Origin of the sequence: Alistipes sp. HGB5 (genome assembly GCF_000183485.2) — a bacterium.
In the GTDB taxonomy this organism is placed as follows: Bacteria; Bacteroidota; Bacteroidia; order Bacteroidales; family Rikenellaceae; genus Alistipes; species Alistipes finegoldii.
In genome coordinates, this window is sequence record NZ_AENZ01000078.1 from 33,632 (window position 1) to 59,205 (window position 25,574).

Genomic DNA, 25,574 nt, shown 5'->3' on the forward strand with positions numbered 1-25,574 from the left:
TTTTTCGTATATTTGCTTTCAAACTGTTGCTGAATCATGATGGAATTTCTGACGGAATACAACCTTACGGGGCTGGTGATCGGCGTCGCTACGTTTCTGATCATCGGTCTGTTCCACCCCTTCGTAATCAAGGGCGAATATTACTTCGGCGTGCGCTGCTGGTGGTTTTTCCTGCTGATGGGCGTCGCGGCGATCGCGGCGTCGGTCGCCGTGCGGCATATCCTCTGGTCCACCCTGCTGGCCGTCTGGGGCGCGTCGTCGCTCTGGTCGATCGGCGAGCTGTTCGAGCAGCGCGGACGTGTGGCGAAGGGATGGTTCCCGGCCAATCCGAACCGGAAGAAGAAATAATCCGGCCGTTGCGCCTGCCTGCCGCCGAGCCGGTCCTGAACGGCAGTCGGCGCGACGCGGCGGATCGCCTGCGGGCAGAGAGTCGCCCTCCGGCGCGGAATGGAGCGGGCTGCGGCCGCGATTTTCGGCTGTGTAAGGCGGACAGCGTCTTACTCCTGCGGCTGCGTGGGCGGAATGTTTGCCGGCGGAGTCTGGGGCGTGTGATTGGTCTGGAGAATGACGATGATGACTGCCGTGACGACCAGAATCAGTCCGGCCGCGGAGTCGAGGTCGAAGCCTTCGCCGAAGTGGACGACGCCGACCAGTACGGCCGTCAGGGGTTCCATCGAGCCGAGGATCGAAGTCATCGTTGAGCCGATATGCTTGATCGCCAGCACCAGCGTCAGGTTGGAGAGCACCGTCGGGAGCAGGGCCAGCAACAGCAGGTTGCGCCAGATGTGCCATGTGTGGACTACCGCGATGCCGGACGTCGAGAGGGCGTAGACCAGAAACACCGCGGCGGAGAAGGTCAGCACGTAGAACGCCACGATCAGCGGGTCGAGTCGTCCGGCGCGGCTCTTCATCACCCCGATGATATACACCGCATAGGTGAATACGGTCGTCCCGGCATAGATCAGGCCGCGTCCCGGATCGTTGTTTCCCGCGTCGCCCCACGCCAGCAGCGCCACGCCGACGAGCGAAATGAAGACTGCGATGACGATCCACACCGAACTGCGTTCGCGGAAAAAGAGCGTCATGACGATGGTCACCACCAGCGGATAGAGAAAATTGACGGTGGTGGCCACGCCGCTCGGTATGTAATCGTACGAGCGCAGCAGTCCCAGCGACGTGGCGGCGTACATCAGGCTCAGGCCGGCCAGCACGCCGAAGTCGCGCCGCGAGATGCGGAAGTTGCGTTTCAGCAGCAACGCCACCGCCGCCATGATGGCCGCCGAGAGCAGCATGCGGTAGAAGAGAATCGTCGGCGAGGCCATGCCCGCATGAAGCAGCGGGATCGAGAAGAGCGGGATCAGCCCGAACGTGGCCGAAGAGACAACGGCGTAGAGCACTCCCTTTATATTACTTATGTTACGCATATGTTCGACGTTTTTTCGCGTTGGCGTCTGTCATGGCTGCACCGTGTCTGCACGCGGTGCGCTCCCTTCCGCCGCCGGCAGATGCGGAACGGCGGGTGCGGGCCGGAGCCTGCGGTGCACGGCGGCGTTGCGAAGCGGCCCGCCGCACCGCTGCGCGTTTTTGCCGCGGCCTGCGCCGCGCGGCATCCCGAACGACGGCAAAAACCGTGCTCGGCGGTTCGGGACGGCAAATATAGTGCGGTTTTTGGATTTTATCGTACGGAAAGCTAACTTTGGGGCGCATACCATGAAAATATCCGCTCGACATATTCTTCCGTGGCTGCTGCTGGCGGCGGCGTGCTGCGTTCCGGCGAAGCAGTCGGAGCGGAAGCCTGCCCTTCCGCCGCCCAAGCCGGTGCGCGTGCGGCTGCTGTTCGGGGGCGACGTGATGCAGCATCTGCCGCAGGTCACGGCGGCCCGCCGCGAAACGGGGTTCGACTACCGGGAGGTGTTCGCTCACCTGCACCGCCGCTTCCGTGCGGCCGATCTGGTGATCGTGAACCTCGAAACGACGCTCACCCGCACCGACCGCTATACGGGCTATCCCTGTTTCCGCTCTCCGGCGGCGCTGGCCGACGCACTGCGCGACGCCGGGGTCGATGTGGCCGTGCTGGCCAACAACCACTGCTGCGACGGCGGCGGCGCCGGGGTGCATACGACCGTCGCGGAACTTCGGCGGTGCGGCATCCGGCATACGGGCGTATTTACGGACAGTCTCGACCGTGCGGCCAACAATCCGCTTTGGCTCGAACACTGCGGCGTGCGCTTCGCACTGCTCAACTACACCTACGGCACCAACGGAATCCCCGTGCCGGAGGGCGTGCGGGTAAACCTGATCGACACGGTGCGCATGGCGGCCGATCTGGCCGCGGCGCGCGAGGGATCGCCGGACTGCATCGCGGTCTGCATCCACTGGGGGAATGAATACGAACGGCAGGCGAATGCCGAACAGCGGCGGCTGGCGCGCTTTCTGCGCCGCAACGGCGCGGACCTGATCGTCGGAAGCCATCCGCACGTGGTGCAGCCCTTCGAGACCGATTCGTCGCACGTGGTGCTCTATTCGCTGGGCAACTTCGTCTCCAATCAGCGCCGCCGCTACTGCGACGGAGGGCTGATGGCCGAAATCGAAGCCGTGCGGCATCCCGACGGCCGTATGACCTATACGCTCGACCCGGTGCCGGTGTGGGTGGCGATGCCCGGCTACCGGATCGTTCCGCCTGAGGTCGGCGACACGATGGCTCTGCCGGCGGCCTATTCCCTGTTCCGGAAGGACGTGGCGGAGATGCTCGATCGGGTCTATAAGTAATCCGAATAGCCGTATAAAAACAAACGATGAAGATAATTTGGCGAATTGTCGGGGATTTTCCTATCTTTGCTGTACGGAAATAAACGACACACACTAAACAATATAAGATTATGGAAAAGAGCATTAAAGGTACAAGGACCGAGCAGAATCTGCTGAAGGCGTTTGCCGGCGAAAGTCAGGCGCGCAGCCGTTACGTATTCTTCGCCAGCAAGGCGAAAAAGGAGGGTTACGAGCAGATCGCAGGCGTGTTCGCCGAGACGGCCGAACAGGAGAAGGAGCACGCCGAGCGTTTCTTCAAGTTCCTTGAGGGCGGCGACGTGGAGATCACGGCCAGCTACCCCACCGGTCCGATCGGAACCACTGCCGAGAACCTGCTGGCTGCCGCTCACGGCGAAAAGGAGGAGTGGGATGTTCTCTACCGTGAGTTCGCCAAGGTGGCCGAGGAAGAGGGCTTCATCGAAATCGCCACGGCCTTCAAGATGATCTCGACCGTCGAGGCCGAGCACGAGCGCCGCTACCTCAAGCTGCTGAGCCGCCTGACGGACGGCAACTTCTTCAAGCGCGACGGCAAGATCTGGTGGCAGTGCCGCAACTGCGGTTTCGTCATCGAAGCCGAAGAGGCTCCCAAGCTCTGCCCCGCCTGCAAGCATCCGCAGGCCTACTTCGAGCCGAAGAAAGAGAACTATTGACGGAGTTCGCAAGCTGGCGGCCCTGTATCGGAACGGTGCAGGGCCGCCTTTTTTTGCGGCGCAGGGAGTCCCTGCCGGGAAGCCGGCTCTCTCTCGGTCGGGAAGGTGCGCGGTTCCCGGCCCTAATTTGTCGTTTCGTGTCGGAAGATTGCGGAATCTTTATTATCTTTGCCGGATAGGAAAATCGGAACAACGAACAATAACGCATATAATATGGCAGACGAAAAAATCATCTTTTCGATGGTAGGCGTTTCGAAGACGTTCACCAATCAGAAAAAGGTCCTTAACAACATCTACCTCTCCTTCTTTTACGGAGCCAAGATCGGCATCATCGGTCTGAACGGTTCGGGTAAATCGACGCTGATGAAGATCATCGCGGGCATCGACAAGAACTTTCAGGGCGAAGTGGTCTTCTCACCGGGTTACACGGTGGGCTATCTGGAACAGGAGCCTAAGCTCGACGACTCGAAGACCGTCAGGGAGGTGGTCGAAGAGGGCTGCGCCGCGACGGTGGCCCTGCTCAAGGAGTACGAGGAGATCAACATGAAGCTCTGCGAGCCGATGGACGACGACACGATGGCCAAGCTCATCGAGCGTCAGGGCGAGCTGTACGAGCAGATCGATCAGGTGAACGGCTGGGAGCTGGACAGCGTGCTGGAGCGCGCGATGGACGCCCTGCGGTGTCCCGATCCCGACCAGTCGGTGAAGGTGCTGTCGGGCGGCGAACGCCGCCGCGTGGCTTTGTGCCGCCTGCTGTTGCAGCAGCCCGACGTGCTGCTGCTGGACGAGCCGACCAACCACCTCGACGCCGAGTCGATCGACTGGCTGGAGCAGCACCTGCAGCAGTACAAGGGTACGGTCATCGCCGTGACCCACGACCGTTACTTCCTCGACAACGTGGCGGGCTGGATTCTCGAACTGGACCGCGGCGAGGGGATTCCGTGGAAGGGCAACTACTCAGGCTGGCTCGACCAGAAGACCACGCGCATGGCCATGGAGGAGAAGCAGGAGTCGAAGCGCCGCAAGACCCTCGAACGCGAGCTGGAGTGGGTGCGCATGTCGCCGTCGGGGCGTCACGCCAAGTCGAAAGCCCGTCTGTCGGCCTACGACAAGATGATGAACGAGGACGCCAAGCAGAAAGAGGAGAAACTCGAAATATTCATTCCCAACGGTCCGCGTCTGGGCGACGTGGTGATCGAGGCGCACGACGTGTCGAAGGCGTTCGGCGACCGGGTGCTGTACGAGCATCTGGAGTTCTCGCTGCCGCCCGCCGGCATCGTGGGCGTGATCGGACCCAACGGTACGGGCAAGACCACCCTCTTCCGGATGATCATGGGGCTGGAGACGCCGACGGGCGGATCGTTCCGCGTGGGGCCGACCGTGAAGCTGGCCTATGTGGACCAGCAGCACAAGTCGATCGACCCTGAGAAAACCGTTTACGAAGTGATTTCGGGCGGCACGGACCTGATTATGCTGGGCAACCGGCAGGTCAACGCCCGCGCGTACGTGGCGCGCTTCAACTTTTCGGGCGCCGATCAGGAGAAGAAGTGCGGCATGCTGTCGGGCGGCGAGCGCAACCGTCTCCATCTGGCGCTGGCGCTCAAGGAGGAGGGCAACGTGCTGCTGCTGGACGAGCCGACCAACGACATCGACGTCAATACGCTCCGTGCGCTGGAGGAGGGTCTCGAAAACTTCGCGGGCTGCGCCGTGGTGATCTCCCACGACCGCTGGTTCCTCGACCGTATCGCTACGCACATCCTCTCCTTCGAGGGCGACTCGAAGGTGGTCTTCTACGAGGGATCGTACAGCGAGTACGAGGAGTGGAAGAAGGCGCAGGGAGGCGATACGACGCCCCACCGCGTGAAATACCGCAAACTGATCGAAGAGTAGTCCGCACAAAGATTGATAAACACGAAATAAAATGGGAATACAAAAACCGTCCATACCCAAGGGCACGCGCGACTTCTCCCCTGCGGAGATGATGCGCCGCCAGTATATTTTCGACACCGTCAAGGGGGTGTTCCGCACCTACGGCTTCGCGCCGCTCGAAACGCCCTCGATGGAGAACCTTTCGACGCTGCTGGGCAAATACGGCGAGGAGGGCGACAAACTGCTGTTCAAGATCCTCAATTCGGGCGATTACGCCGCGGGGCTGTCGGACGACGAGGTGCGTCAGGCGTCCAGAATCTGCGAAAAGGGCCTGCGCTACGACCTTACGGTGCCTTTCGCGCGTTACGTCGTGCAGCATCAGGGCGAGCTGACGTTCCCGTTCAAGCGTTATCAGGTGCAGCCCGTATGGCGCGCCGACCGGCCGCAGAAGGGCCGTTACCGCGAATTCTACCAGTGCGACGTGGACGTTATCGGCACCCGGTCGCTGCTGTGCGAGGTCGAGCTGATCGAAATCGTCGAGCGGGTGTTCCGTGCGCTGGGCATCCGCGTGGCGCTCAAGATGAACAACCGCAAGATTCTTTTCGGCATCGCCGAGGCGATCGGCCACGCCGACAAGATGATGGACATTACCGTCGCCATCGACAAGCTGGAGAAGATCGGGCTGGACAACGTGAAGGCCGAACTGCTGGAGCGCGGACTTGGGCAGGAGGCGGTCGACAAACTGCAACCGATACTTGAGCTGAGCGACGATAATTCGCAGAAGCTCACGAAACTGCGCGAGGTGCTGGCGGTCTCGGAGACGGGCCTGAAAGGCATCGAGGAGATGGAGACCGTGTTCGGCTACGTGCAGCGGTCGGGCATCGGCCTGACGGTGGAGCTGGATCTTTCGCTGGCGCGCGGACTGAATTACTACACCGGGGCGATCTTCGAAGTCAAGGCGCTCGATTTCGCCATCGGTTCGATCTGCGGCGGCGGCCGTTACGACGACCTGACCGGCATTTTCGGCATGCCCAACATGTCGGGTGTGGGCATCTCGTTCGGCGCGGACCGCATATACGACGTGATGACGGGGCTGAACCTTTTCCCCGAAGAGGTCAGCTTCACGACGCGGGTGTTCTTCACCAACCTCGGCGCCGAGGAGGAGGCCGCGTCGCTGCAGCTGCTCCGCTCGCTGCGCGATGCGGGCGTCGCCGCCGAAATCTACCCTGAGTGCGGCAAGATGAAGAAGCAGATGGAGTACGCCAACCGCCGGAGCATCCCCTACGTGGTCATCATCGGCTCGCAGGAGCTGGAGGCGCAGGCCGCGACGGTCAAGGACATGCGTTCGGGCGAGCAGCGTCAGGTGCCTTTCGCCGCTCTGGCAGCGGATTTGGAGTCCCGGCGTTAGGCGCACCCCGAAAACCGATATCCCGGTCGTGCTGCGGCACCGGCTTGTCCGGAGCAGTACGGCCGGTTTTTTAAATTGTCGAATCTTAAAATTCTATCGCTATGCGTATCGTCTTACTTTTCTTCACCGCCCTTTTCGCCCTGCCCCTCGCGGCGCAGGAGATCGGGGCCGCACAGCAGTTGCGGAAACTGATGCAGGTTTACCGCTACCTCGACGGGCTGTATGTCGACGAGGTGGAGATGGGGCCGCTGGTCGAAAGCGCCATTGAGGGGATGCTCGAAGAGCTGGACCCCCATTCGGCCTATATCGGCGCGGAGGATATGAAGGGCGTGCAGGAGAGTTTCGACGGTGAGTTCAGCGGCATCGGCATCGAATTCAATGTGCTGCGGGATACGGTGATCGTGGTCAATACGATCGTCGGCGGGCCTGCCGAGCGCGTGGGCGTCATGCCCAACGACCGCATCGTGCGCATCGACACGCTCGACGCCGTGGGCTTCAAGCAGACCGACGTGCCGAAGCACCTGCGCGGCAAGACCGGCACGCGGGTCGAAATCGACGTCGTGCGCCACGGGGAGCCGGCGCCTCTGCATTTCGTGATCGTCCGCGACAAGATTCCGCTCAACACGGTCGATGCGGCCTATATGGCCGCCGACGGCGTGGGCTATATCAAGGTCAATCGTTTCGGACGTACGACGATGTCGGAGTTCCGCGAGGCGTTCGACAAACTGGGCAAACCCGGCAGCCTGATCCTCGACCTGCGGGGCAACGGCGGCGGATTGCTGGAGCAGGCGGTCGAAATGGCCGGGTTCTTCCTGCCGCGGGGCGCGCTGGTTGTCTCGACCGAAGGACGCGCCGTGCCGCCGATGTCGCTGCGCAATCCGCACGACGGCGAGGCGCCCGACGGGCCTCTGGCGGTGCTGATCGACGAGAGCTCGGCCTCGGCCAGCGAGATCGTCGCGGGGGCCGTGCAGGATTGGGACCGCGGCGTGGTCGTGGGCCGTCCGAGCTTCGGCAAGGGGCTGGTGCAGCGTCAGATCGGACTCGGCGACGGCTCGGCCGTGCGTATCACCGTGGCCCGCTACCACACCCCTTCGGGCCGTGTGATCCAGCGTCCCTACGAGAAGGGCAAACGTCGCGAATACTACCTCGACCACCTGCGCCGCTACGACGATGCGGTGTGCGATTCGCTCGACGCCGGGGCGCCGGAGTACCGGACCCTGCGCACGGGCCGCACGGTCTACGGGGGCGGCGGCATCCGTCCCGACGTCATGGTCGAAGCCGATACTGCGGGATTCTCGGTCTACTACGCCAATCTGATCCGCCGCGGCGTGGTCAATGAATACGTCATCTCGTACATGGACCGCGAGCGCGGCAGGCTGGAGCGCGCCTACCCCGATTTCGCCGCTTTCGACGCCGCTTTCGGTGTCGGGGAGGAGATGCTCACGGGCCTGACGGCGCTGGGGGCGGAGCGCGGCGTGGAGTTCGACGAGGCGGGTTTTGCGGCATCGGAGCCGCTGATGCGCGTCCAGCTGAAGGCGCTCGTGGCGCAGCGGCTGTTCGATACGGGGGCTTTCTACCGGGTGATGAACCCGGCGCAGAACGGCGCCTATCGGCGTGCGGTGGAGATTCTGGGCGGCTGGGAACATGAGGGCGCCCCGCTGCTGATGCCTGAAAATTAAGGCGGAAAGTTTTGGATTTTAGGATTAAATTGCTTATATTCGTTATATGAATTAATCTTAGTGCAATCCCAAAACTACCACGCCATGACACCCCAGACAACGCCTCGCCGCGACGCGGAGGAATATGGAGACCAGATTCTGACCAAGGCCGTGAAAGCCGGCCGGCGCACCTACTTTTTCGATGTGCGGGGCACGCGCGGCGGCGACTATTTCCTGACGATAACCGAGAGCCGCAAGGTGACCAACCCCGACGGCGGTTTTTCGTATGACCGGCACAAGATTTTCCTGTATAAGGAGGATTTCGAGAAATTTTCGGACGGACTGAGCGAGGTCGTCGCTTTTATCCGGCGCAGCAAACCCGAATTCTTCGAGTGCCGGGAGCGCGAGAAGGTCGGCGTATAGCCTTCCCGGCCGGAATAAGGCTGTCGGGCATGTCCGGTTTCAACGATTCCACCCCTGTCGGAGTTTGGCTCTGGCGGGGGTGTTTTCGATGCCGGAAACCTGTCGCACGCTCTCTTCGTGCGGAGCGTCTGTTGGCGGAGTGTGTGCGATTCCCGCAATTTTATTATATTTGTGGCTAAAATCAGGATTATGAAGTTTTCCCAATATCTGTTACTTACGCTCAAGGGCTGCGCCATGGGCATGGCCGACGTCGTTCCCGGAGTTTCGGGCGGCACGATCGCCTTCATTTCGGGCATCTACGAAGAACTGATCGAGTCGATCAAAAGCGTTGACGCCACCGCCCTGCGGCTGCTCGGCACGCTGCGGCTGAAAGAATTCTGGCGGCATATCAACGGCCGATTCCTGCTGCCCGTGCTGCTGGGCATCGCCATTGCGATTTTCTCGCTGGCCCGGCTGATGACCTACCTGCTCACGAACCATCCGATCGCCATCTGGTCGTTTTTCTTCGGTCTGATCGTCGCTTCGGCGTTGCTGGTGGCCAAGCAGATCGGACGCTGGCGGGTGCAGACCGTCGCGGCATGTCTGATCGGCGCCGCCGCGGCGTGGTGGATCACCGTCGCCACGCCCGCCGAGACGCCCGATACGTGGTGGTTTATCCTGCTTTCGGGCGCGATCGCCATCTGTGCGATGATTCTGCCCGGTATTTCGGGCGCCTTCATCCTGCTGCTGTTGGGCAAGTACCAGTTCATCATGCAGGCCGTGGGCGATCTGAACGTTCCCGTCATCGTGATTTTCGTCGTGGGCGCCGCGGCGGGCATCATCAGCTTTTCGCACCTGCTCTCATGGCTGCTGAAGCACTGGCACGACGTGACGGTCGCGGTGCTCATGGGGTTCATGGTCGGTTCGCTCAACAAGGTGTGGCCGTGGAAGGAGGTCGTCGAGACCTATACTGACAGCCACGGCAAGATCATGCCGCTCGTTGAGCGCAACGTCGCGCCGGGGCGTTTCGAAGCCCTTGCGCAGCAGGACGCCCTGCTGGGCGAGGCCGTCGTGCTCTGCGTCGTGGGGTTTCTCACGATCTACTGCATCGAGCTGGCGGCGCGTATCGTCGTGAAAAAACGGGAGGAGTAGGCCATGCGTCGTTACGGACTGATCGGACGCCCGCTGGGGCACTCGGCTTCGGCTGCCTATTTCGCCGCCAAATTCGAACGGGAAGGGATTGCGGACTGCGCCTATGCGCTGTATGAACTGCCGGACATCGGCGCGCTGGAGGGGTTGCTGGCCCGTACGCCCGACCTGTGCGGATTCAACGTCACGATACCTTACAAACGCGAGGTGATGCCGCTGCTCGACGCCCTTTCCCACGACGCCCGGATGATCGGGGCCGTGAACTGCGTGCGCCGTGCGGCCGACGGCTCGCTGACGGGCCATAATACGGATGTGGTCGGACTGCGTGCCTCGCTCGACGAACTGCTGGGCGGGGAACAGCCCGAACATGCGCTGGTGCTGGGGACGGGCGGCGCTTCGCAGGCCGTGCAGTATGTGTTGGCCGAGCGCGGAATCCCGTTCGATCTGGTGTCGCGCGACACGGCGAAGGGCAACTATACTTACGACGATCTGCCGTGCGAAGTCGTGGAGCGGAGCCGTCTGATCGTCAACGCTTCGCCCGTGGGGACCTACCCCGCCGTCGATGCCGCGCCGCGGATTCCCTACGGTTTCGTGACGCCCGGACACTATCTGTTGGATCTGGTGTACAACCCGCCCCTGACGCAGTTCCTCGACTACGGACGTCAGCGCGGGGCGCATATCCTCAACGGTGAAACGATGCTGCGCGAACAGGCCGAGGCCTCGTGGCGGATTTGGAACGAATGACCTTGAAAAACAACAGCAGTATGAAGCGAATGGCTATCTGTTTGTCGGCGCTGGCCGTGTGGTGCGGCGCCGCGGCTCAGGAGACCGTGCCGCCCCGCTTTCAGGGGTCGGATGCGAAGCGTTTTTATGGCGCGTCTTATCGGCGAGACCGAGAAGATCGTCGATGCGGCGCAGATTCCCGCCGCCGAGTTTTCGTCGCAGGTCGTCGTTGGCTTTACGGTCGATGAGACGGGAAATGTGACGCAGTGGCGGTTTCTGGACAACACGTGCGAAGGAAAGGATTCGGTCGGCGTGGAGCCGGCGACGCCCCGCACGCGCGAGGCGATGACCGAGGCGCTGGGGCGGCTCGAAAAGTGGACTCCGGCGATGAAGGACGGGAAGCCGACGACCTACAGCTGGCGGCTGACGATGCGCCTGCGTTATGACGGAAGGTTCACCGGCCGCGGCGCGAAGGGCGAAGGCGTCGTGCGCGTGCGCTTCTACATCGAACCCGACGGGAAAATCACCATCGGCGAGGTAATCAAGTCGCCCGACGAGAAGCTGTCGCGCGAGATGATCCGCGTCATCAGGAGCAGTAAGGGCAAATGGACGCCCCGCAAGGTGCGCGGAGTGCCCCAGCGGACCGCCTATGAATACGGGGTCAATTTTCTGGGGATGGCCGAATGACGCTCCCGAAACGCCGGGCGGAGACGAATCCGGCCGGCGGAAGCGTGAGACCGTCCCGTTGGCGGGCCGACCGCCCCGACGATAAAACAAGAGCTTCCGGAACCTCCGGAAGCTCTTGCCGTTCTATCTGTGCCGCAGCATCGCTTTGGCTTTCTCGGCGTCCTCCTCGCGGACGACGACCTGTGCGGGCATGGTGCCTATGGGGTATATGGCCGACATATATTCGTTGCGGATCATCGACCAGATACCTGCGCTGTCGAGCATCGATTTGGCGATCTCGGCTTCGGTGATGGTGTTGTATTCCGCTAATACAACCATGGTTTCGTCTTGCATAATTTCTCGGTATTGGTTGGATATTTAAAGTTAAGCATTTTGTTGATAAAATGCAATAGCCCTGCCACGAAATCTGCGGAAATATCGCTATCTTTGTTCAGCCATAAAAACAGGAGTTAGAACCATGCCCGATTTCGTCCATCTGCACGTACATACCCAGTATTCGATCCTCGACGGCGCCGCCGCCATCAAGCCGCTCATCAAGCGGGCCAAGGCCCTCGGCATGAACGCCATCGCCATTACCGACCACGGCAACATGTACGGCGTCAAGAACTTCCACGATACCGCCACGGACGCCGGGGTCAAGCCGATTCTGGGCTGCGAGGTCTACGTGGTGAAAAACCGCTTCGAGAAGGACAAGGACGAGAAGGCCGGCGACCACCTGATCCTGCTGGCCAAGAACCTCGAAGGCTATCACAACCTCTGCAAGATGGTCTCCTACTCGTTTACCGAGGGATTCTATTACAAGCCGCGTATCGACAAGCAGCTGATCGAACAGTACCACGAAGGGCTGATCTGCTGCTCGGCGTGCTTGGGCGGCGAAGTGCCGCAGGCCATCATGCACAACGACATCGAGGAGGCCGAGCGCGTGGTCCAGTGGTTCAAGAACATCTTCGGCGAAGACTATTACCTCGAACTGCAGCTGCACCCTTCGGGCGATCCGCAGAAAGACGCGGACGTCTACGAAAACCAGCTGCGCGTCAATAAGGTGATTCTGGAGCTGGCGGCCAAATACGGCGTCAAGTATATCTGTTCGAACGACGTGCACTTCATCCTCGCCGAGGATGCCGTGGCGCACGACCATCTGATCTGTCTCAATACGGGCCGCGATCTGGACGATCCGAACCGTATGCGCTATACGTTTCAAGAGTATCTCAAGTCGCCCGAAGAGATGGCGGCGCTCTTCCCGGACCATCCCGAAGCGTTGGCCACGACGCTCGAAATCGCCGACAAGTGCGAGGATTACAAGCTGACGCACGCCCCGCTGATGCCCAACTTCCCGCCGCCGGAGGATTTCCCTATCGCCCTCGGCGAACTGCGCGAGTCGTTCGTCAAGAAGATCGAGGACGAGGAGATGCTGGCGAAGATCGGCGCCTGCGCCACCGTTCCGGAGCTGGAGGAGCTGGTGGCCGGCGACAAGGAGCTTTCGGACCGGTTGATGGTCGCCAAACAGTACTGTTACCTCAAGGACCTGACCTACAAGGGCGCGCACATGCGTTACGGCGACGTGCTGGACGAAAAGACCGAGGAGCGCATCAAATACGAGCTGAGCACGATCGAGTGGATGGGATTTCCGGGCTACTTCCTGATCGTGTGGGACTATATCCGCGCCGCACGCGAAATGGGCGTGTCGGTGGGACCCGGCCGTGGCTCGGCCGCCGGTTCGGTGGTCGCCTACTGTCTGAAGATCACCAATATAGACCCGCTGAAATACGACCTGCTGTTCGAGCGTTTCCTCAATCCCGAACGCATCTCCCTCCCCGATGTCGATGTGGACTTCGACGAGGACGGCCGCGCCGACGTGCTGCGCTACTGCGTGCAGAAGTACGGCCAGAAGCGCGTGGCCCAGATCGTGACGTTCGGCACGATGGCCCCCAAGATGGCCATCAAGGACGTCGCCCGCGTGCAGAAGCTGGCCCTCTCGGAAAGCGACCGCCTTTCGAAGCTGGTGCCCGACAAGGTCACGCCCGACAAGAAACACGGCGAGACGCCGTTCGATTTCGTCTACAAGGAGTCTCCGGAGCTGGCCGCCGAGCGCGAGTCGCCCAACCAGCTGATCCGCAATACGCTCAAATACGCCGAGAAGCTGGAAGGCTCGATCCGCCAGACGGGCGTGCATGCCTGCGGCGTGATTATCGGTCAGGACGACCTCGAAAAGTTCGCGCCGATGGCCATTGCCAAGGATGCCGAGCTGAACGTGGTGGAGTTCGAGGGCAAGGAGGTCGAAAGCGTCGGCCTGATCAAGATGGACTTTCTGGGACTGCGCACGCTGTCGATCATCAAGGACGCCGTGGAGAACGTCAAGGCGGTGCACGGCGTCGATGTGGACATAGACGGCATTTCGCTCGACGATGCGCCGACCTACGAGGTTTTCGCCCGCGGCGACACGACCGGCCTGTTCCAGTTCGAGTCCCCCGGTATGAAAAAGCACCTGCGCAACCTGAAGCCCAACCGCTTCGAGGACCTGATCGCCATGAACGCCCTCTACCGGCCCGGCCCGATGGAGTACATTCCCAACTTCATCGCCCGCAAGCACGGGCAGGAGCCCGTGACCTACGAGATCGCCGACATGGAGGAGTATCTGAACGACACCTACGGCATCACGGTCTATCAGGAGCAGGTCATGCTGCTGTCGCAGAAACTCGCCGGCTTCACGGGCGGCGAGGCCGACACGCTGCGCAAGGCCATGGGTAAGAAGAAGCGCGACGTGCTGGACAAGATGAAGCCCAAGTTCATCGAGGGCTGTAAGCAGCGCGGACACGACGAGAAGATCTGCGACAAGATCTGGGGCGACTGGGAGGCGTTCGCCTCCTATGCCTTCAACAAGTCGCACTCGACCTGCTATGCCTATGTCGCTTACCAGACCGGCTACCTGAAGGCCCACTACCCTTCGGAGTTCATGGCGGCCCTGCTGAGCCGAAACCTCGCGGACATCAAGCAGCTCACGCTCTATATGAACGAGTGCAAGCGCATGGGAATCCGTGTGCTCGGTCCGGACATCAACGAGTCGATGCGCACCTTCTCGTCCAACAAGGCGGGCGACGTGCGCTTCGGTCTGGGGGCCGTGAAAGGCGTCGGCGAAGCCGCCGTGGAGAGCATCATCGCGGAGCGCAACGCCAACGGCCGTTTCAAGGACATATACGACCTGATGGAGCGTGTGAACTTCTCGGCCGTAAACCGCAAGTGTTTCGAGAATCTGGCCTATGCCGGAGGTTTCGACTCGATATCGGGCTTCCACCGCGGCAAGTTCTTCGGTGCGGACGCGCGCGACAATACGGGCGTGACCTTCATCGAGCAGCTGATGCGTTACGGCCAGCGTTTTCAGGCCGAGAAGAACAACGCCCAGCAGAGTCTCTTCGGCGGCGGCGGACACGTGGATATCCAGCGCCCCGTGCTGCCCGCATGCGCCGATTGGAGCCAGCTCGAAACGCTCGCCAAGGAGCGCGAGATGATCGGTCACTACCTCTCGGCGCACCCGCTCGACGACTACAAGATCATCATCAACCACATGTGCAAGACCCAGCTCACGGAGCTGGAAAACCTCGAAGCGCTCAAGGGGCAGGAGATAGCCGTCGCGGGTATGGTCGTCAGCGTGCAGAACCTCATCACCAAGACCGGCAAGCCGTGGGGCAAATTCGTGCTGGAGGATTACAACGGCACGCATGAATTCGCGCTGTTCAGCAGGGATTACGAGAATTTCCGCAAGTACCTCTTCTCGGATTATTTCCTCTTCGTCCGGGGACGGGTCCAGCCCAAACCCTATAACGACAAGGAGCTGGAGTTCAAGATCATCTCGATGGTGCAGCTCTCGGAGATGCGCGACACGATGATCAAGGAGATGAACGTGCTGCTGCCCGTCGAGGACGTAACCCCGACGCTGGTACGCGAATTGACGGAGAAGGTGAAGGAGGCAAAGGGCGAGACCCTTTTCCGCATCAGCGTGATCGACCGCGAAGCGCATGTTTCGCTCAGTCTCTTCTCGAAGAGCCACAAGGTGAGCCTGACGCAGTCGCTGGTTTCGTATCTGGACGATAACGAGATAAAGTATTCCATCGCATAATAACATTTTAAAACTTAATAATTATGGCTTTAGCAATCACGAAAGAGAATTTTCAGGAAGTAATTTCATCGGAGCTCCCCGTCGTCATCGACTTCTGGGCCGAGTGGTGCGGTCCGTGCCGCACGATCGCTCCCATTGTGGACGAACTCGCCGCCGAATACGAGGGCCGCGTGCTGATCGGCAAATGCGACGTGGAGGAGAACGATGAGATCACGATGAAATACGGCGTGCGCAACATCCCGACCATCGTCTTCCTCAAGGGCGGCGAGCTGGTCGACAAGCAGGTCGGCGCCGCGTCGAAGGCCGCACTCGCGGAGAAGATCGAAAAACTGCTCTAAAATGCTCCGCAGTACCGACTGGCATGGGATGCAGGCCGTCGAGTTCTCGAAAGGCGACTATACGGCCCTGCTGATTCCGGGCATGGGCGCAAACCTCATCCGGCTGACCAATACGCGGCTGGGCGCCGAGATTCTGCGGGCGCCGGCCGACGACGAGGTCGAAACGTTCAAGGGACGGCCGCATGTCTTCGGACTGCCGATCCTGTTTCCGCCCAACCGGATCGAGGACGGGCGTTATACGTTCGGCGGCCGGACTTACCGCTTTCCCATCACGAACGCCAAAGAGCACCATTACCACCACGGCATCCTCAAGAGCCAGCCTTTCGCCGTGTCGAAGGCTTGGGAGACCGGGGAGGAGGTGCTGGTGGAGTGCCGCTACTATTCGAACGCCGGAAACGACGCGATTTTCCGCGATTTTCCGCATGAGTTCAAATGCAAGATCACTTTCCGCCTTACGGCCCAAGGGCTGGAGCAGGAGGTGATGTTCGCCAACCGCAGTGCGGAGTCGATGCCCGTGGGCGTCGGGTTTCATACGCCGATGCAGATTCCCTTTGCGGGCGGTGAGGCGGCGGATTATGTGATGCGCGTCGCAGTTGGAGAACAAGTTGAGATGAGCGGGCGTAATATCCCGACAGGGCGTAAGTTGCCGTTGTCGGAACAGTTCGCCAGACTGCGCGAAGGCGGATTGCGGGTAACGGACTGCGAACCGATCGAAGCGGGCTTCACGCTGCGCGAAATCGAGGTGGACGGCAAGCCTTTCCGGGGTGCGCTGGTCGAGAATCTCCGTACGGGCGTCCGCACTTTCTACGAGGTCGATCGGCAGACGACCTATTGGACGATCTGGAACAACGGCGGCCGGGTGCCCTACTGCTGTCCCGAACCGCAGTCGTGGACGACGAACGCCCCGAACGCCGCGGACCCTGCGGCCGAAGGTTTTCAGGCGATCGCTCCGGGCGAAAGCTGGCGCATGAAGTTCCGGCTGTATGCCAAGTGACCTGCCTTTACGAAACGGGGAATCCGTACGGATTCTTCAAGGCAGACAGCGGGCCGAATTTCGGCCCGCTGTCTTTTTGCGCTATAGGTGATTTTGAGGGATGTCCGTGCCGCGTGCCGGTTTCGGTTCCAGAGTTTCAGCGGATTGACATGTTTTAGGGCGTTGCCTTTATTTTGTTATATGTCTATTGTGAAAGAAACGACAACCGTTTTTACTCCGGCATCGGGGTATTGGTTTTTGTAATGTTCTGTAAGGTCTTTATAGAGACAGACAAGGTCGGGTGCGGGACCAACGCTCCTCGATCGAGAAGAATGGGCGACAAACACATCGAATGACGGGTAATCGGTTGCATTTCCCGATTCATCTGAAAATGTCCATTCCATGAAACCTTGCACCTGTTCTTCGGGAGGAAGCAGCTTGTAGGACTCCGGCATTTCTTCCGGATTTCTATTTGTGCTTTTTATAATGCTGGGACCGAATAAATCGTCGTCGTCTTTTATCGCAATCCCTTTCGGGTGATTATCCTCATCCCGATAAAGCAAATAATGATAATCCAAGGGAAGGATGGGATTGGCTTTCAAAACTTCTTCGATAAGCTCTTTGTTTTCAGATTCTATTGCATATCTGTATTGAGGAAGGGGACGGTTTTCATAATACCATTTGGGAATAAAGTGCAACGGCATCTCCTCCGAATCCTTTTTCTCTTTGGATATTACTTCAAGCCGTTCATATTCCGTCCATGCGGGTTCTCCCATGCCGTAATCCAAGTAGCTCGTTTCGCTGATTTTTATTTTGCACTCGTATTTTTCTTCAAAGTCAAATCCTTCGATATTGCCGAAGGGAATCCATTCATCGGACAGCTCTTTTTTTACGGCATATACGTCTGTCAGATAATTGTGTCCGTCGGAAGTCAATACTCCCGGAACTTTTCTGGATGCAACGGTAAGAATATATTCTTTGTAATCGGTTACTTCTCGTCCTTTTTTTTCGTCATTGTCGCAGCCGACGACGCAGAATATGCAAAGGAATAAAATTAGTATTCCTGATTTTTTAGTCTTCATATTGCTTTGATTTGTAGTTCCGTATTTGCTTTTTCCGTTGTCTTTCGCTCGTCGCGCATCCGGCGCAGTTTCCGGTGGACCTTCCTGCCTTGTAAAGTTACAAAAAAGTGTCATGGACGTTCAAGATGAGCGGTATTTTTTGTATTATGGTTTTCGGCTTGCAACGGGGCGTGTTTTGCTGCGGATTTGTATTATTTTGATCTGATGTGCGGAAAACATGTAAGCATGATTCGGCTTGGCAGCGATAAATCGTAATAAATATCAATATTTACAAGGATTTAGCCGATCTCTCATTTTGTGCGGATTATACTTTTTTGTTCGTCCGGGTTTGTTTGCGAGGAATAAAATCACTACTTTAGCCGTCCACTCATTTTTTAATTTGTACTATGAAGAAAAATTTACTCAAATGCTTGTGCCTTCCGTTAGGCATGTTGTGTGTCGTATTGTCGGCCTGTTCGGACGACAATACGGAACCGACGAAAAAAACGGAGTATACGGTGACCGAATTCGCATCGACGACCATTCCTGAGACGATACCTGCCGAAGGCGGTGCCTACACGATGACTTTTACGACCCGCACCGAAACTCGCTCCCAGCCGGTCGTTCCCGTATTCGAACCGTGGCAGTACCGTGTGACGCTCGGTGAGGCTGTCGGCGATGCGATAGCCGTGACCGAACCCAAAACGGAAGTATCGGTCGTCATCGGTTCCAACTACAGCAAGGAACCGCGGGCGGTCGTCGTGGAAATGGCTGTAACAGAGGATGCCGCTACCCCCCCCGGTGGATTCGGATCGTCGAGGCTGAACAGGAACCTGCCTTAAAAGACTTTTGTGTAACCGAATACGACTCCACGACCATTCCGGAAACGGTTCCTTACAACGGCGGCGGTTACAAACTCGGTTTCACCACGAGCATCGAGACCCGTGCGGCCGATCCGATTTTCGTCGAATGGCAGTACCGCGTGACGCTCGGCGACAAGGTCGGCGATCCGGTGGCGGTGACGGAGCGGACCGAGAGCATCGACGTCGAAATCGCGGGCAACTATACCGAGAACGAACGCAATATCGTTGTGGAGATGGCCGATGCGGGTGCGGAACCCCAATGGACGAAGATCGTCGAAGCCCGGCAGGAGGCCGCGCTCGTACTGACGGCCGGTTTCTATTGGGCGAAGGGCAACGTTACGCTTATGGACGGTAAATTCGCCGTTGCCGACAAGATGTCCGACCTCGGACTCTATTTCCGTCAGGGCAGCAAATACGGCGTGCCGTCGGACGGCGGTTCGTACGCCGGAACGGCCTATACGCCCGAAGCCGTGCAGGTGGCGCTGGCCGACATCCCCTACCGCCAGCCGAATACCGATCCGTGCACGATGATCGATGCCGGGCTGCGTACGCCGACTTATATGGAGCTTTTCTGTCTTTACGACCGGGAAGACTACATGAACCAGCATGTATTGGACGGCATTACCGGCATGGGGTATCTCAGCTCGGACTATTTCATGCCTTTCTGCGGCGCGCTGGAACTTGCTTCGGGGCAGATCAGCGGAAAGTCTCAGTTCGGCGGATATTGGGGACTGGGCGCCAATTATGCGGGTGAAGGTGTGATTTATGTACTCAACGCCGACTATTCGATGGTGGATTACGATCTTGCGGGCACGAACATGGCTTCGCTCCGCTGCGTGAAGAATATCCGCCAGCCTTCTTATGTGTCGCATACGCCGGCTTCGGTGACGGACAATGCTTCGTTCAAGCTTACCGTCAAGACCGATCCGGGTGAATTCCCGGCTTACGAGGTCGATATCGAAGCCGAGGACGGGGAGATTCGGTCCATCGACGCATCGTCGTCCGAGACGGAGGTTACGCTGACCGTGCCCAAGAACGACGAAGTCGGAAACCGCGAATGGCGGCTGTTCATCAACCGGGTTTATTCGGGCGTCTCGTTCGTGCAGCCGGGAAAGAAAAACTATGTGGATTACATATCCCACTCTCCGTCGAAAGCCACCTACGAAGCGTTTACGCTGAGCGTAAAGTGCGAGAGCGACCTTGCGTCGTTCCCCGTGGTCATCAAAGGCAGCGACGGGCTGGAGCTGACGCAGAACGGATCGAAGGAGAATCCGACCGTTTCGTTCTCGGTTCCCGAAAATGCGGGCGAGGAGCGCACGCTCGCCATCTGGGTCAACGGCTCCGATACCGGAAAGAGCGTCCGGCAGGAGGCCAACCCCGCGACGAACGCCTTCTCGGTGACTTGGAGCGAAGGCTACCTGACTGTCGTCGACGGAGCCTATACCTTTGCGGAACCCAAGGAGCGCGGTATGTACTTCAAGTGGAAGAGCAAGTACGGCATCAAGTTCGAAGGCACGGTTTCGAGTTCGACGAAATATCAGGGTGTGGTTTACGGACCCGACGAACAGTCGATTCCGAACTATGCGGACGTTCCCTACGGCGATGTGGATCCGTGTTCGCTCGTGGCGCCTGCCGGAACGTGGCGTATGCCCACTTCGGAGCAGCTTCTGGAACTTGTCGCCGACGGGGCGAAAGAATTCGAGCCTTATGCGTTCAGAATGTGCAGCGACGGCATGCAGAATATCTACATGGTGCCTTCCGGACAGTTGTACAAGGACGGTACGAAGACCATGCTGCCGAATATCATCTCAGTATGGACGGCCGATGAGAGCGCGACCAAGCCGGGACAGTATTGCTATCTGGCATGGTCTACGGCCAGCACAACGAACAATCCGTCGGTTTCCGCAGGCGGGGTCGTACCTGCTACGGCGATGATGGTGCGCTGTGTGCGCAGCAAATAACGCGCTTGACCGGCGCAGATACGAAATAAGCGAAGGCCCGTGAGGCCTTCGCTTATTTTTTGCTGTCGGTTGTAGCCGGAATCTTCCGGTGTGCGCGGATGCGGAGGTTCGCAAAAACCGCCGCCTTTGCCGTCGGGGAATTTTGGGCTTCCGTTCCGGTCAGAAGGTTTCGTATACGACTGTTTCCGCGAGCGGTTTGCGCAGCAGGTCGTGACGGTCGGGATCGGCGGGAGTGCCGATGCCGTAGCCGATGAGCAGGATATTGACGGGTTCCACATGTTCCGGGAGCCGGAACTCTTCGCGGACGGCTTCGGGTTTGAACATGCAGATCCAGAGCGTGTCGAGCCCCAGCGACGCTGCGGCCAGCATCATGTGGTCGGTGACGATCGAAGCGTCGATGTCGCCGATCGTTTTACCGTCGTATTTGCGGGTCCATGCTTCGCCGGTGTCGGCGCAGACGATGACGGCGCAGGGAGCGCCGAAGTCGCGGGTGCAGCGTGCCAGACGCTCCATCCCCTCCTGCGAGCGTACGACGATGAGCCGCTGGGGCTGGCGGTTGGCGCCCGTAGGAGCCACGCGGCCCGCCTCCAGAATGATGTCGAGCTTTTCCTGCTCGACTTTTGCCGGGGCATATTTGCGGCATGCGTACCGCTTTTTTGCCAGAGAGAGAAAATCCATAGTGGTAACTGTTTGAAGTCGGACAAATATACGGCAAAATTCCCGCCGCGGCAACTTTTTACGGCGGCCTTTGTCATGCCCGACTGACAGTTTGGCAGAAAACGGGCGGTGGCACACGGTTTGTTGATGGATGGTCGGATGAAATGAATCAAAATACAGCTAAATATAAAACTATGAAAAACGGCAAAATCGGGGTTACGACGGAGAATATCTTCCCCGTGATTAAAAAGTTCCTCTATTCGGACCATGAAATTTTCCTGCGCGAGCTGATTTCCAATGCGGTCGATGCTACCCAGAAACTGAAGACGCTTTCGTCGATCGGCGAAATGAAGGGCGAGCTGGGCGACCTGACGATTCACGTCGCCGTGGACAAGGAGGCCAAAACGCTGACCGTGACCGACCGCGGTGTGGGCATGACCGCCGAAGAGGTGGACAAGTATATCAACCAGATCGCCTTCTCAGGCGCCGAGGAGTTTATGGAGAAGTACAAGAACCAGTCGATCATCGGTCATTTCGGACTGGGCTTCTACTCGTCGTTCATGGTGGCCGACAAGGTCGAGATCTTCACCAAATCCTATAAGAAAGAGGCCAAGACCGTGCATTGGAGCTGCACCGGCACGCCCGAATTCGAAATGGAGGAGACCGATGCGGAGCATGACCGCGGCACGACGATCGTCCTGCATCTTTCGGAGGATTCGCTGGAGTACGCCGAAAGTTCGAAGGTCGAGGAGCTGCTGCGCAAATACTGCCGGTTCCTGCCCGTGCCCATCGCTTTCGGCAAGGTCAAGGAGTGGAAGGACGGCAAGTACGTCGATACCGACAAGGACAACATCATCAACAACATCGATCCGCTCTGGACGCGCAAACCCGCCGACATCACCGAGGAGCAGTACAAGGAGTTCTATCATGAGCTATACCCGCTGAGCGACGAGCCGCTGTTCTCGATCCACCTGAATATCGACTATCCGTTCCACCTGACGGGCATCCTCTATTTCCCGAAGATCCACAACAACTTCGAGATACAGAAGAACAAGATTCAGCTCTATTCGAATCAGGTGTATGTGACGGATCAGGTCGAGGGCATCGTGCCGGAATACCTGACGCTGCTGCACGGCGTGATCGACTCGCCCGACATTCCGCTCAACGTGTCGCGGAGCTACCTGCAGAGCGACTCCAACGTGAAGAAGATTTCGAGCTACATCACCCGCAAGGTCGCCGACCGTCTGCAGGAGCTGTTCAACACCATGCGCGCGGACTACGAGGCGAAGTGGGACGATCTGAAAATATTCATCGAATACGGCATCCTGACCGACGAGAAGTTCTCCGAGAAGGCGCAGGAGTTCATGCTCTGGAAGAACATCGAGGGCAAGTATTTCACGCCTGCGGAGTATCTGGAGAAGGTGAAGGAGAACCAGACCGACAAGAACAAGACGGTCGTCTTCCTCTATGTGGACGATCCCGTGGAGAAGCACACGTTCCTCGAAGCGGCCAAGGCCAAGGGGTACGACGTGCTGCTGATGGACGGTCAGCTGGACAACCACTATATCAACTGGTACGAGTCGAAGAACAAGGAGACGCGTTTCGTGCGTGTGGACAGCGACGTGATCGACAAGCTGATCCAGAAGGAGGAGAATATCAAGATGTCGCTCACCGAAGCCCAGCAGGAGCTGCTGCGCCCGGTATTCGAGAGCCAGATGCCCAAGGACGACAAGATCCATTACAACATTTCGTTCGAGGCCATGTCGCCCGACGAAGCGCCCGTGGTCATCACGCAGAACGAATTCATGCGCCGTATGAAAGAGATGGCCGCGATGGGCGGCGGAGGCGGCATGAGCCAGTTCTACGGACAGATGCCCGACAACTTCACCATTGCGGTAAACGGCAACCACCCCATCGTCGCCGACATTCTCTCCGACGCGGAGAAGGCCTATGGCGACAAGCTGAAGTCGATCACCAAGAAGATCGACGCGGCGGTCGCCGAGGAGAACCGCTTCGACGAGGTGGTGAAGGGCAAGAAGGAAGAGGAGCTGACTCCCGAAGAGAAATCGACGCGCGAGGAGCTGTCGAAGAAGATCGTCACGCTGCGCGACGAGCGCAACGAGCGGCTGCGCGAGATCGGCGGCGAAAACCGGCTCGTCAAGCAGATCATCGACCTTGCGCTGCTGACCAACGGCATGCTCAAGGGCAAGAACCTGACCGACTTCATCCAGCGTTCGATTTCGCTGATCGAAAAATAGCCGGAGTCGCGTTCCGGAAAAAAGAACCGCATCCCGATGGGTGCGGTTCTTTCGTATGCGGTGTTTTTCAGTATCGTTCCGTTGGAGTCTCCGCCATTGCGTCGCTCCGGAGCCTTGCCGTAGCGGGAATCATCGGAGGTGTCGCTGCCGCTTCTACTCCTCCGTCCACTTGTTGGTGACCAGCTGCAGGAACCAGTCGGGAACGCGGCACGGGCGGCGCGTGTCGCTGTGGATGAAGCCCAGCTGCGTCATGCCCGTATTGAGCAGGTCGCCCTTTTCGTTGTAGATTTCGTAGAAGAAGTTGATGCGGGCCGTGGGAAGCTCTTTCAGCATGATGCGTACGGTGAGCAGTTCGTCGTAATAGGCCGGACGGTGGTATTTGGACTGCACCTCCAGAATCGGCATCATGATGCCCCGCTTCTCGACCTCGGCGAAAGACATGCCCAGCCAGCGGAGCAGTTCGCTGCGCGCGGCTTCGTAATAGCAGATATAGTTCGAGTGGTGGCAGATCGCCATCTGGTCGGTATGCTTGTACCAAACCCTTATTTGACAGTCGTAACTCAGCATGGTTTAAAATGTTATGACGACACGCCCTTCGGGCAGTATGTCGCGGGTTATCAGTTCCTGAGCGGCATCGACCGTGAGCCGGGTCGGCTTGCCGTTGATGTGTGCGTCGTATTCGCCCGGAGGGGGCAGGAGTTTCAGCGGGTCCTCCACCCGGATGCGGTTGCGCAGCGCCCGGCCGATTACCAGATAGGGATGCGCCAGCAGACGTGCGGCGCGCGCCATCTTTCCCTCGCCGACCAATTGCCGGATCACCGTCGAACTGACTTTTTCGGCGTCCACGTCGCATTCGGAAACCTCTATTACGCGCAGGCCGAATCCGTGGCTGTCCAGATAATCGTAACTGCCCTGTTTGTCGTGTCCGAAGCGGTGGTTGAAGCCTACGACGAGCGTTTCGGCTCCCGTATGGCCTACGAGACAGTCGCGGACGAATTCGTCGGGAGCCAGCCGGCTGAAGGCTCTGTCGAAGGGGATGATGACCAGATTGTCGATCCCCAGCCGTTCGAGGAGGCAGATTTTCTCGTCGAGCGTCGTCAGCAGGCGCAGGCCGTCGGCCTTGCCGAGCGTGATACGGGGATGCGGCTCGAAGGTGAATACGATGCTTTCGCCGCCCTGCCCGCGGGCCGCGGCGGTCACGGTGCGCAGCAGTTTCAGATGGCCGCTGTGCACGCCGTCGTACGATCCGACGGTCACCGCCGGATGCGTGAAATGCGGAAGCGCTTCGAAACCGTGAAAAACCCTCATTGCTCTCTCTCCTGCCGCTCTTTGTTTAGGTGTTGCTGCTGTTTTTCTCTTCGTTCTCCTTGACGAAGTAGGCTACTTTTTCGAGCAGCGTGGTGATGTCGTAATTCTCGACTACGATGCCCTGCGGAAAGTTCAGCGGCGTGGAGGTGAAGTTCAGCACGCCACGGATTCCGGCGTTGATGATCGGAACGACCAGACTGGGCGCCACCTGCGTCGGCGAGGAGACGATCACGATGCTGATGTCCTTGTCCTCGACGATCTCTTCGAACGTATCCATGTGATAGCACGGAATGCCGTCGATGGTCTTGCCGACCTTGCCGGGATCGACGTCGAACGCGGCGGTGATTTTCAGTTTGAGTCCCTTGCCGTTGAAATATTTGGTGATGGCCTGTCCGAGGTGTCCCATGCCCAGCACGGCGATATTCATCTGCGAAGGGCTGTCGAGGATTCGGCTGATGTATTCGATGAGCACCTGCACGTCGTACCCTTTCTTCGTATCGCTCGAAAAGCCGATCAGCATCAGGTCGCGCCGGACCTGCACGGCCGTGATGCCGTGGATGCCCGCCAGCACGTGCGAGAAGATATGCGTGATCCCCTGTTTGTGGCTCGCCAGCAGCGTGCGGCGGTATTCGCTCAGACGCTCGATGGTTTTTTCGGGTATTGCGTTTGTCAAAGATGCCATAGTCT

The 25,574-nt window shown here is 59.1% G+C and carries 23 protein-coding genes; 16 read left to right on the forward strand and 7 right to left on the reverse strand.

Translation table 11 applies throughout. The annotated features are described in order from the left end of the window. Positions 1-39: 39 nt before the first annotated feature. The gene (locus tag HMPREF9720_RS13695) at positions 40-348 is read left to right on the forward strand and encodes a DUF4491 family protein (RefSeq protein ID WP_009598945.1); all 309 of its coding nucleotides are present in this window, start codon (positions 40-42) and stop codon (positions 346-348) included. A gap of 149 nt (positions 349-497) precedes the next feature. Here HMPREF9720_RS13695 and HMPREF9720_RS13700 read toward each other — a convergent pair whose 3' ends face one another. Next, positions 498-1,424: a DMT family transporter gene (locus HMPREF9720_RS13700; protein WP_009598966.1), complete on the reverse strand. Its 927-nt coding sequence runs from the start codon at positions 1,422-1,424 to the stop codon at positions 498-500. A gap of 286 nt (positions 1,425-1,710) precedes the next feature. Between HMPREF9720_RS13700 and HMPREF9720_RS13705 the strand changes: the two genes are divergently transcribed. The 9 genes from HMPREF9720_RS13705 (at position 1,711) to HMPREF9720_RS13745 (ending at position 11,354) form a co-directional block, all read left to right on the forward strand. Beyond that, positions 1,711-2,769 carry a CapA family protein gene (locus tag HMPREF9720_RS13705; protein ID WP_175282419.1) on the forward strand — a complete coding sequence of 353 codons (1,059 nt, stop codon included), beginning with the start codon at positions 1,711-1,713 and terminating at the stop codon, positions 2,767-2,769. 110 nt (positions 2,770-2,879) lie between these two features. Further along, positions 2,880-3,458, forward strand: coding sequence for a rubrerythrin (gene rbr / locus HMPREF9720_RS13710; RefSeq protein WP_009598975.1), 579 nt, complete (start codon positions 2,880-2,882; stop codon positions 3,456-3,458). A 213-nt stretch (positions 3,459-3,671) separates the two neighbouring features. Continuing rightward, positions 3,672-5,348 (forward strand): energy-dependent translational throttle protein EttA, encoded by a 1,677-nt coding sequence (gene ettA / locus HMPREF9720_RS13715; protein ID WP_009598991.1) that lies wholly within the window; start codon positions 3,672-3,674, stop codon positions 5,346-5,348. 31 nt (positions 5,349-5,379) lie between these two features. Then, positions 5,380-6,735, forward strand: coding sequence for a histidine--tRNA ligase (gene hisS, locus HMPREF9720_RS13720; protein WP_009598940.1), 1,356 nt, complete (start codon positions 5,380-5,382; stop codon positions 6,733-6,735). Positions 6,736-6,836: 101 nt separating this feature from the next. After that, on the forward strand, positions 6,837-8,414 hold the full coding sequence (locus HMPREF9720_RS13725; RefSeq protein ID WP_009598937.1) for a S41 family peptidase: 1,578 nt from the start codon (positions 6,837-6,839) through the stop codon (positions 8,412-8,414). 84 nt (positions 8,415-8,498) lie between these two features. After that, positions 8,499-8,816, forward strand: coding sequence for a DUF3276 family protein (locus HMPREF9720_RS13730; RefSeq protein ID WP_009599004.1), 318 nt, complete (start codon positions 8,499-8,501; stop codon positions 8,814-8,816). A 189-nt stretch (positions 8,817-9,005) separates the two neighbouring features. Then, on the forward strand, positions 9,006-9,947 hold the full coding sequence (locus tag HMPREF9720_RS13735; RefSeq protein WP_009598979.1) for a DUF368 domain-containing protein: 942 nt from the start codon (positions 9,006-9,008) through the stop codon (positions 9,945-9,947). Positions 9,948-9,950: 3 nt separating this feature from the next. Beyond that, a complete protein-coding gene (locus tag HMPREF9720_RS13740) occupies positions 9,951-10,688 on the forward strand; it encodes a shikimate dehydrogenase family protein (protein ID WP_009598981.1) in 738 nt (245 codons plus the stop codon). A 126-nt stretch (positions 10,689-10,814) separates the two neighbouring features. Continuing rightward, positions 10,815-11,354: an energy transducer TonB gene (locus HMPREF9720_RS13745; RefSeq protein ID WP_009598990.1), complete on the forward strand. Its 540-nt coding sequence runs from the start codon at positions 10,815-10,817 to the stop codon at positions 11,352-11,354. Positions 11,355-11,477: 123 nt separating this feature from the next. Here the strand turns inward: HMPREF9720_RS13745 and HMPREF9720_RS13750 are convergent, their stop codons facing one another. Further along, a complete protein-coding gene (locus HMPREF9720_RS13750) occupies positions 11,478-11,687 on the reverse strand; it encodes a putative signal transducing protein (protein ID WP_009598952.1) in 210 nt (69 codons plus the stop codon). 124 nt (positions 11,688-11,811) lie between these two features. On the opposite strand from HMPREF9720_RS13750, the gene dnaE reads away from it, so the two are divergent. From dnaE to HMPREF9720_RS13765, 3 genes are read left to right on the forward strand one after another with little or no spacing between them, the layout of a single operon-like run. Then, positions 11,812-15,468, forward strand: a complete 3,657-nt coding sequence (gene dnaE / locus HMPREF9720_RS13755; protein WP_009598949.1) for a DNA polymerase III subunit alpha — start codon at positions 11,812-11,814, stop codon at positions 15,466-15,468. Between the two features lie 23 nt (positions 15,469-15,491). After that, positions 15,492-15,806 (forward strand): thioredoxin, encoded by a 315-nt coding sequence (gene trxA, locus HMPREF9720_RS13760; protein WP_009598939.1) that lies wholly within the window; start codon positions 15,492-15,494, stop codon positions 15,804-15,806. Position 15,807: 1 nt separating this feature from the next. Continuing rightward, positions 15,808-16,800: an aldose 1-epimerase gene (locus HMPREF9720_RS13765; protein ID WP_009598942.1), complete on the forward strand. Its 993-nt coding sequence runs from the start codon at positions 15,808-15,810 to the stop codon at positions 16,798-16,800. Positions 16,801-16,976: 176 nt separating this feature from the next. On the opposite strand, the gene HMPREF9720_RS15290 is transcribed toward HMPREF9720_RS13765, so the two are convergent. Beyond that, positions 16,977-17,861, reverse strand: coding sequence for a DUF4377 domain-containing protein (locus HMPREF9720_RS15290; protein WP_009598944.1), 885 nt, complete (start codon positions 17,859-17,861; stop codon positions 16,977-16,979). A gap of 386 nt (positions 17,862-18,247) precedes the next feature. Here HMPREF9720_RS15290 and HMPREF9720_RS13775 point away from each other — a divergent pair, with 386 nt between their 5' ends. Further along, a complete protein-coding gene (locus tag HMPREF9720_RS13775; protein ID WP_009598941.1) occupies positions 18,248-18,682 on the forward strand; it encodes a hypothetical protein in 435 nt (144 codons plus the stop codon). A 140-nt stretch (positions 18,683-18,822) separates the two neighbouring features. Further along, positions 18,823-20,664, forward strand: a complete 1,842-nt coding sequence (locus HMPREF9720_RS13780) for a hypothetical protein (RefSeq protein ID WP_009598982.1) — start codon at positions 18,823-18,825, stop codon at positions 20,662-20,664. Between the two features lie 159 nt (positions 20,665-20,823). Here HMPREF9720_RS13780 and HMPREF9720_RS13785 read toward each other — a convergent pair whose 3' ends face one another. Next, on the reverse strand, positions 20,824-21,342 hold the full coding sequence (locus HMPREF9720_RS13785; RefSeq protein WP_009598992.1) for a nitroreductase family protein: 519 nt from the start codon (positions 21,340-21,342) through the stop codon (positions 20,824-20,826). Positions 21,343-21,515: 173 nt separating this feature from the next. Here HMPREF9720_RS13785 and htpG point away from each other — a divergent pair, with 173 nt between their 5' ends. Next, on the forward strand, positions 21,516-23,579 hold the full coding sequence (gene htpG / locus HMPREF9720_RS13790) for a molecular chaperone HtpG (RefSeq protein ID WP_022044616.1): 2,064 nt from the start codon (positions 21,516-21,518) through the stop codon (positions 23,577-23,579). Between the two features lie 153 nt (positions 23,580-23,732). Here htpG and HMPREF9720_RS13795 read toward each other — a convergent pair whose 3' ends face one another. Genes HMPREF9720_RS13795 through HMPREF9720_RS13805 form a run of 3 tightly spaced genes read right to left on the reverse strand, consistent with a single transcriptional unit; the run spans position 23,733 to position 25,569 of the window. Further along, a complete protein-coding gene (locus HMPREF9720_RS13795) occupies positions 23,733-24,146 on the reverse strand; it encodes an acyl-CoA thioesterase (RefSeq protein WP_009598976.1) in 414 nt (137 codons plus the stop codon). A gap of 3 nt (positions 24,147-24,149) precedes the next feature. Beyond that, positions 24,150-24,887 (reverse strand): FAD synthetase, encoded by a 738-nt coding sequence (locus tag HMPREF9720_RS13800; protein WP_009598998.1) that lies wholly within the window; start codon positions 24,885-24,887, stop codon positions 24,150-24,152. A 25-nt stretch (positions 24,888-24,912) separates the two neighbouring features. Beyond that, entirely contained in the window at positions 24,913-25,569 is a 657-nt protein-coding gene (locus HMPREF9720_RS13805) for a redox-sensing transcriptional repressor Rex (protein WP_009598972.1), read from the reverse strand. Between the last annotated feature and the right edge of the window lie 5 nt (positions 25,570-25,574).

Bases quoted from the DNA above. Each gene is read 5' to 3' on its own strand.
- ettA (WP_009598991.1), top strand. From the start codon at position 3,672: ATGGCAGACGAAAAAATCATCTTTTCGATGGTAGGCGTTTCGAAGACG.
- HMPREF9720_RS13735 (WP_009598979.1), top strand. From the start codon at position 9,006: ATGAAGTTTTCCCAATATCTGTTACTTACGCTCAAGGGCTGCGCCATG.
- HMPREF9720_RS13795 (WP_009598976.1), bottom strand. From the start codon at position 24,146: ATGCTGAGTTACGACTGTCAAATAAGGGTTTGGTACAAGCATACCGAC.
- htpG (WP_022044616.1), top strand. From the start codon at position 21,516: ATGAAAAACGGCAAAATCGGGGTTACGACGGAGAATATCTTCCCCGTG.
- HMPREF9720_RS13775 (WP_009598941.1), top strand. From the start codon at position 18,248: ATGAAGAAAAATTTACTCAAATGCTTGTGCCTTCCGTTAGGCATGTTG.
- HMPREF9720_RS13700 (WP_009598966.1), bottom strand. From the start codon at position 1,424: ATGCGTAACATAAGTAATATAAAGGGAGTGCTCTACGCCGTTGTCTCT.
- HMPREF9720_RS13695 (WP_009598945.1), top strand. From the start codon at position 40: ATGGAATTTCTGACGGAATACAACCTTACGGGGCTGGTGATCGGCGTC.
- HMPREF9720_RS13705 (WP_175282419.1), top strand. From the start codon at position 1,711: ATGAAAATATCCGCTCGACATATTCTTCCGTGGCTGCTGCTGGCGGCG.
- HMPREF9720_RS13730 (WP_009599004.1), top strand. From the start codon at position 8,499: ATGACACCCCAGACAACGCCTCGCCGCGACGCGGAGGAATATGGAGAC.
- trxA (WP_009598939.1), top strand. From the start codon at position 15,492: ATGGCTTTAGCAATCACGAAAGAGAATTTTCAGGAAGTAATTTCATCG.
- HMPREF9720_RS13740 (WP_009598981.1), top strand. From the start codon at position 9,951: ATGCGTCGTTACGGACTGATCGGACGCCCGCTGGGGCACTCGGCTTCG.
- HMPREF9720_RS13750 (WP_009598952.1), bottom strand. From the start codon at position 11,687: ATGCAAGACGAAACCATGGTTGTATTAGCGGAATACAACACCATCACC.
- HMPREF9720_RS13805 (WP_009598972.1), bottom strand. From the start codon at position 25,569: ATGGCATCTTTGACAAACGCAATACCCGAAAAAACCATCGAGCGTCTG.
- HMPREF9720_RS13765 (WP_009598942.1), top strand. From the start codon at position 15,808: ATGCTCCGCAGTACCGACTGGCATGGGATGCAGGCCGTCGAGTTCTCG.
- HMPREF9720_RS13725 (WP_009598937.1), top strand. From the start codon at position 6,837: ATGCGTATCGTCTTACTTTTCTTCACCGCCCTTTTCGCCCTGCCCCTC.
- hisS (WP_009598940.1), top strand. From the start codon at position 5,380: ATGGGAATACAAAAACCGTCCATACCCAAGGGCACGCGCGACTTCTCC.
- dnaE (WP_009598949.1), top strand. From the start codon at position 11,812: ATGCCCGATTTCGTCCATCTGCACGTACATACCCAGTATTCGATCCTC.
- HMPREF9720_RS13785 (WP_009598992.1), bottom strand. From the start codon at position 21,342: ATGGATTTTCTCTCTCTGGCAAAAAAGCGGTACGCATGCCGCAAATAT.
- HMPREF9720_RS13745 (WP_009598990.1), top strand. From the start codon at position 10,815: ATGGCGCGTCTTATCGGCGAGACCGAGAAGATCGTCGATGCGGCGCAG.
- HMPREF9720_RS13800 (WP_009598998.1), bottom strand. From the start codon at position 24,887: ATGAGGGTTTTTCACGGTTTCGAAGCGCTTCCGCATTTCACGCATCCG.
- HMPREF9720_RS15290 (WP_009598944.1), bottom strand. From the start codon at position 17,861: ATGAAGACTAAAAAATCAGGAATACTAATTTTATTCCTTTGCATATTC.
- rbr (WP_009598975.1), top strand. From the start codon at position 2,880: ATGGAAAAGAGCATTAAAGGTACAAGGACCGAGCAGAATCTGCTGAAG.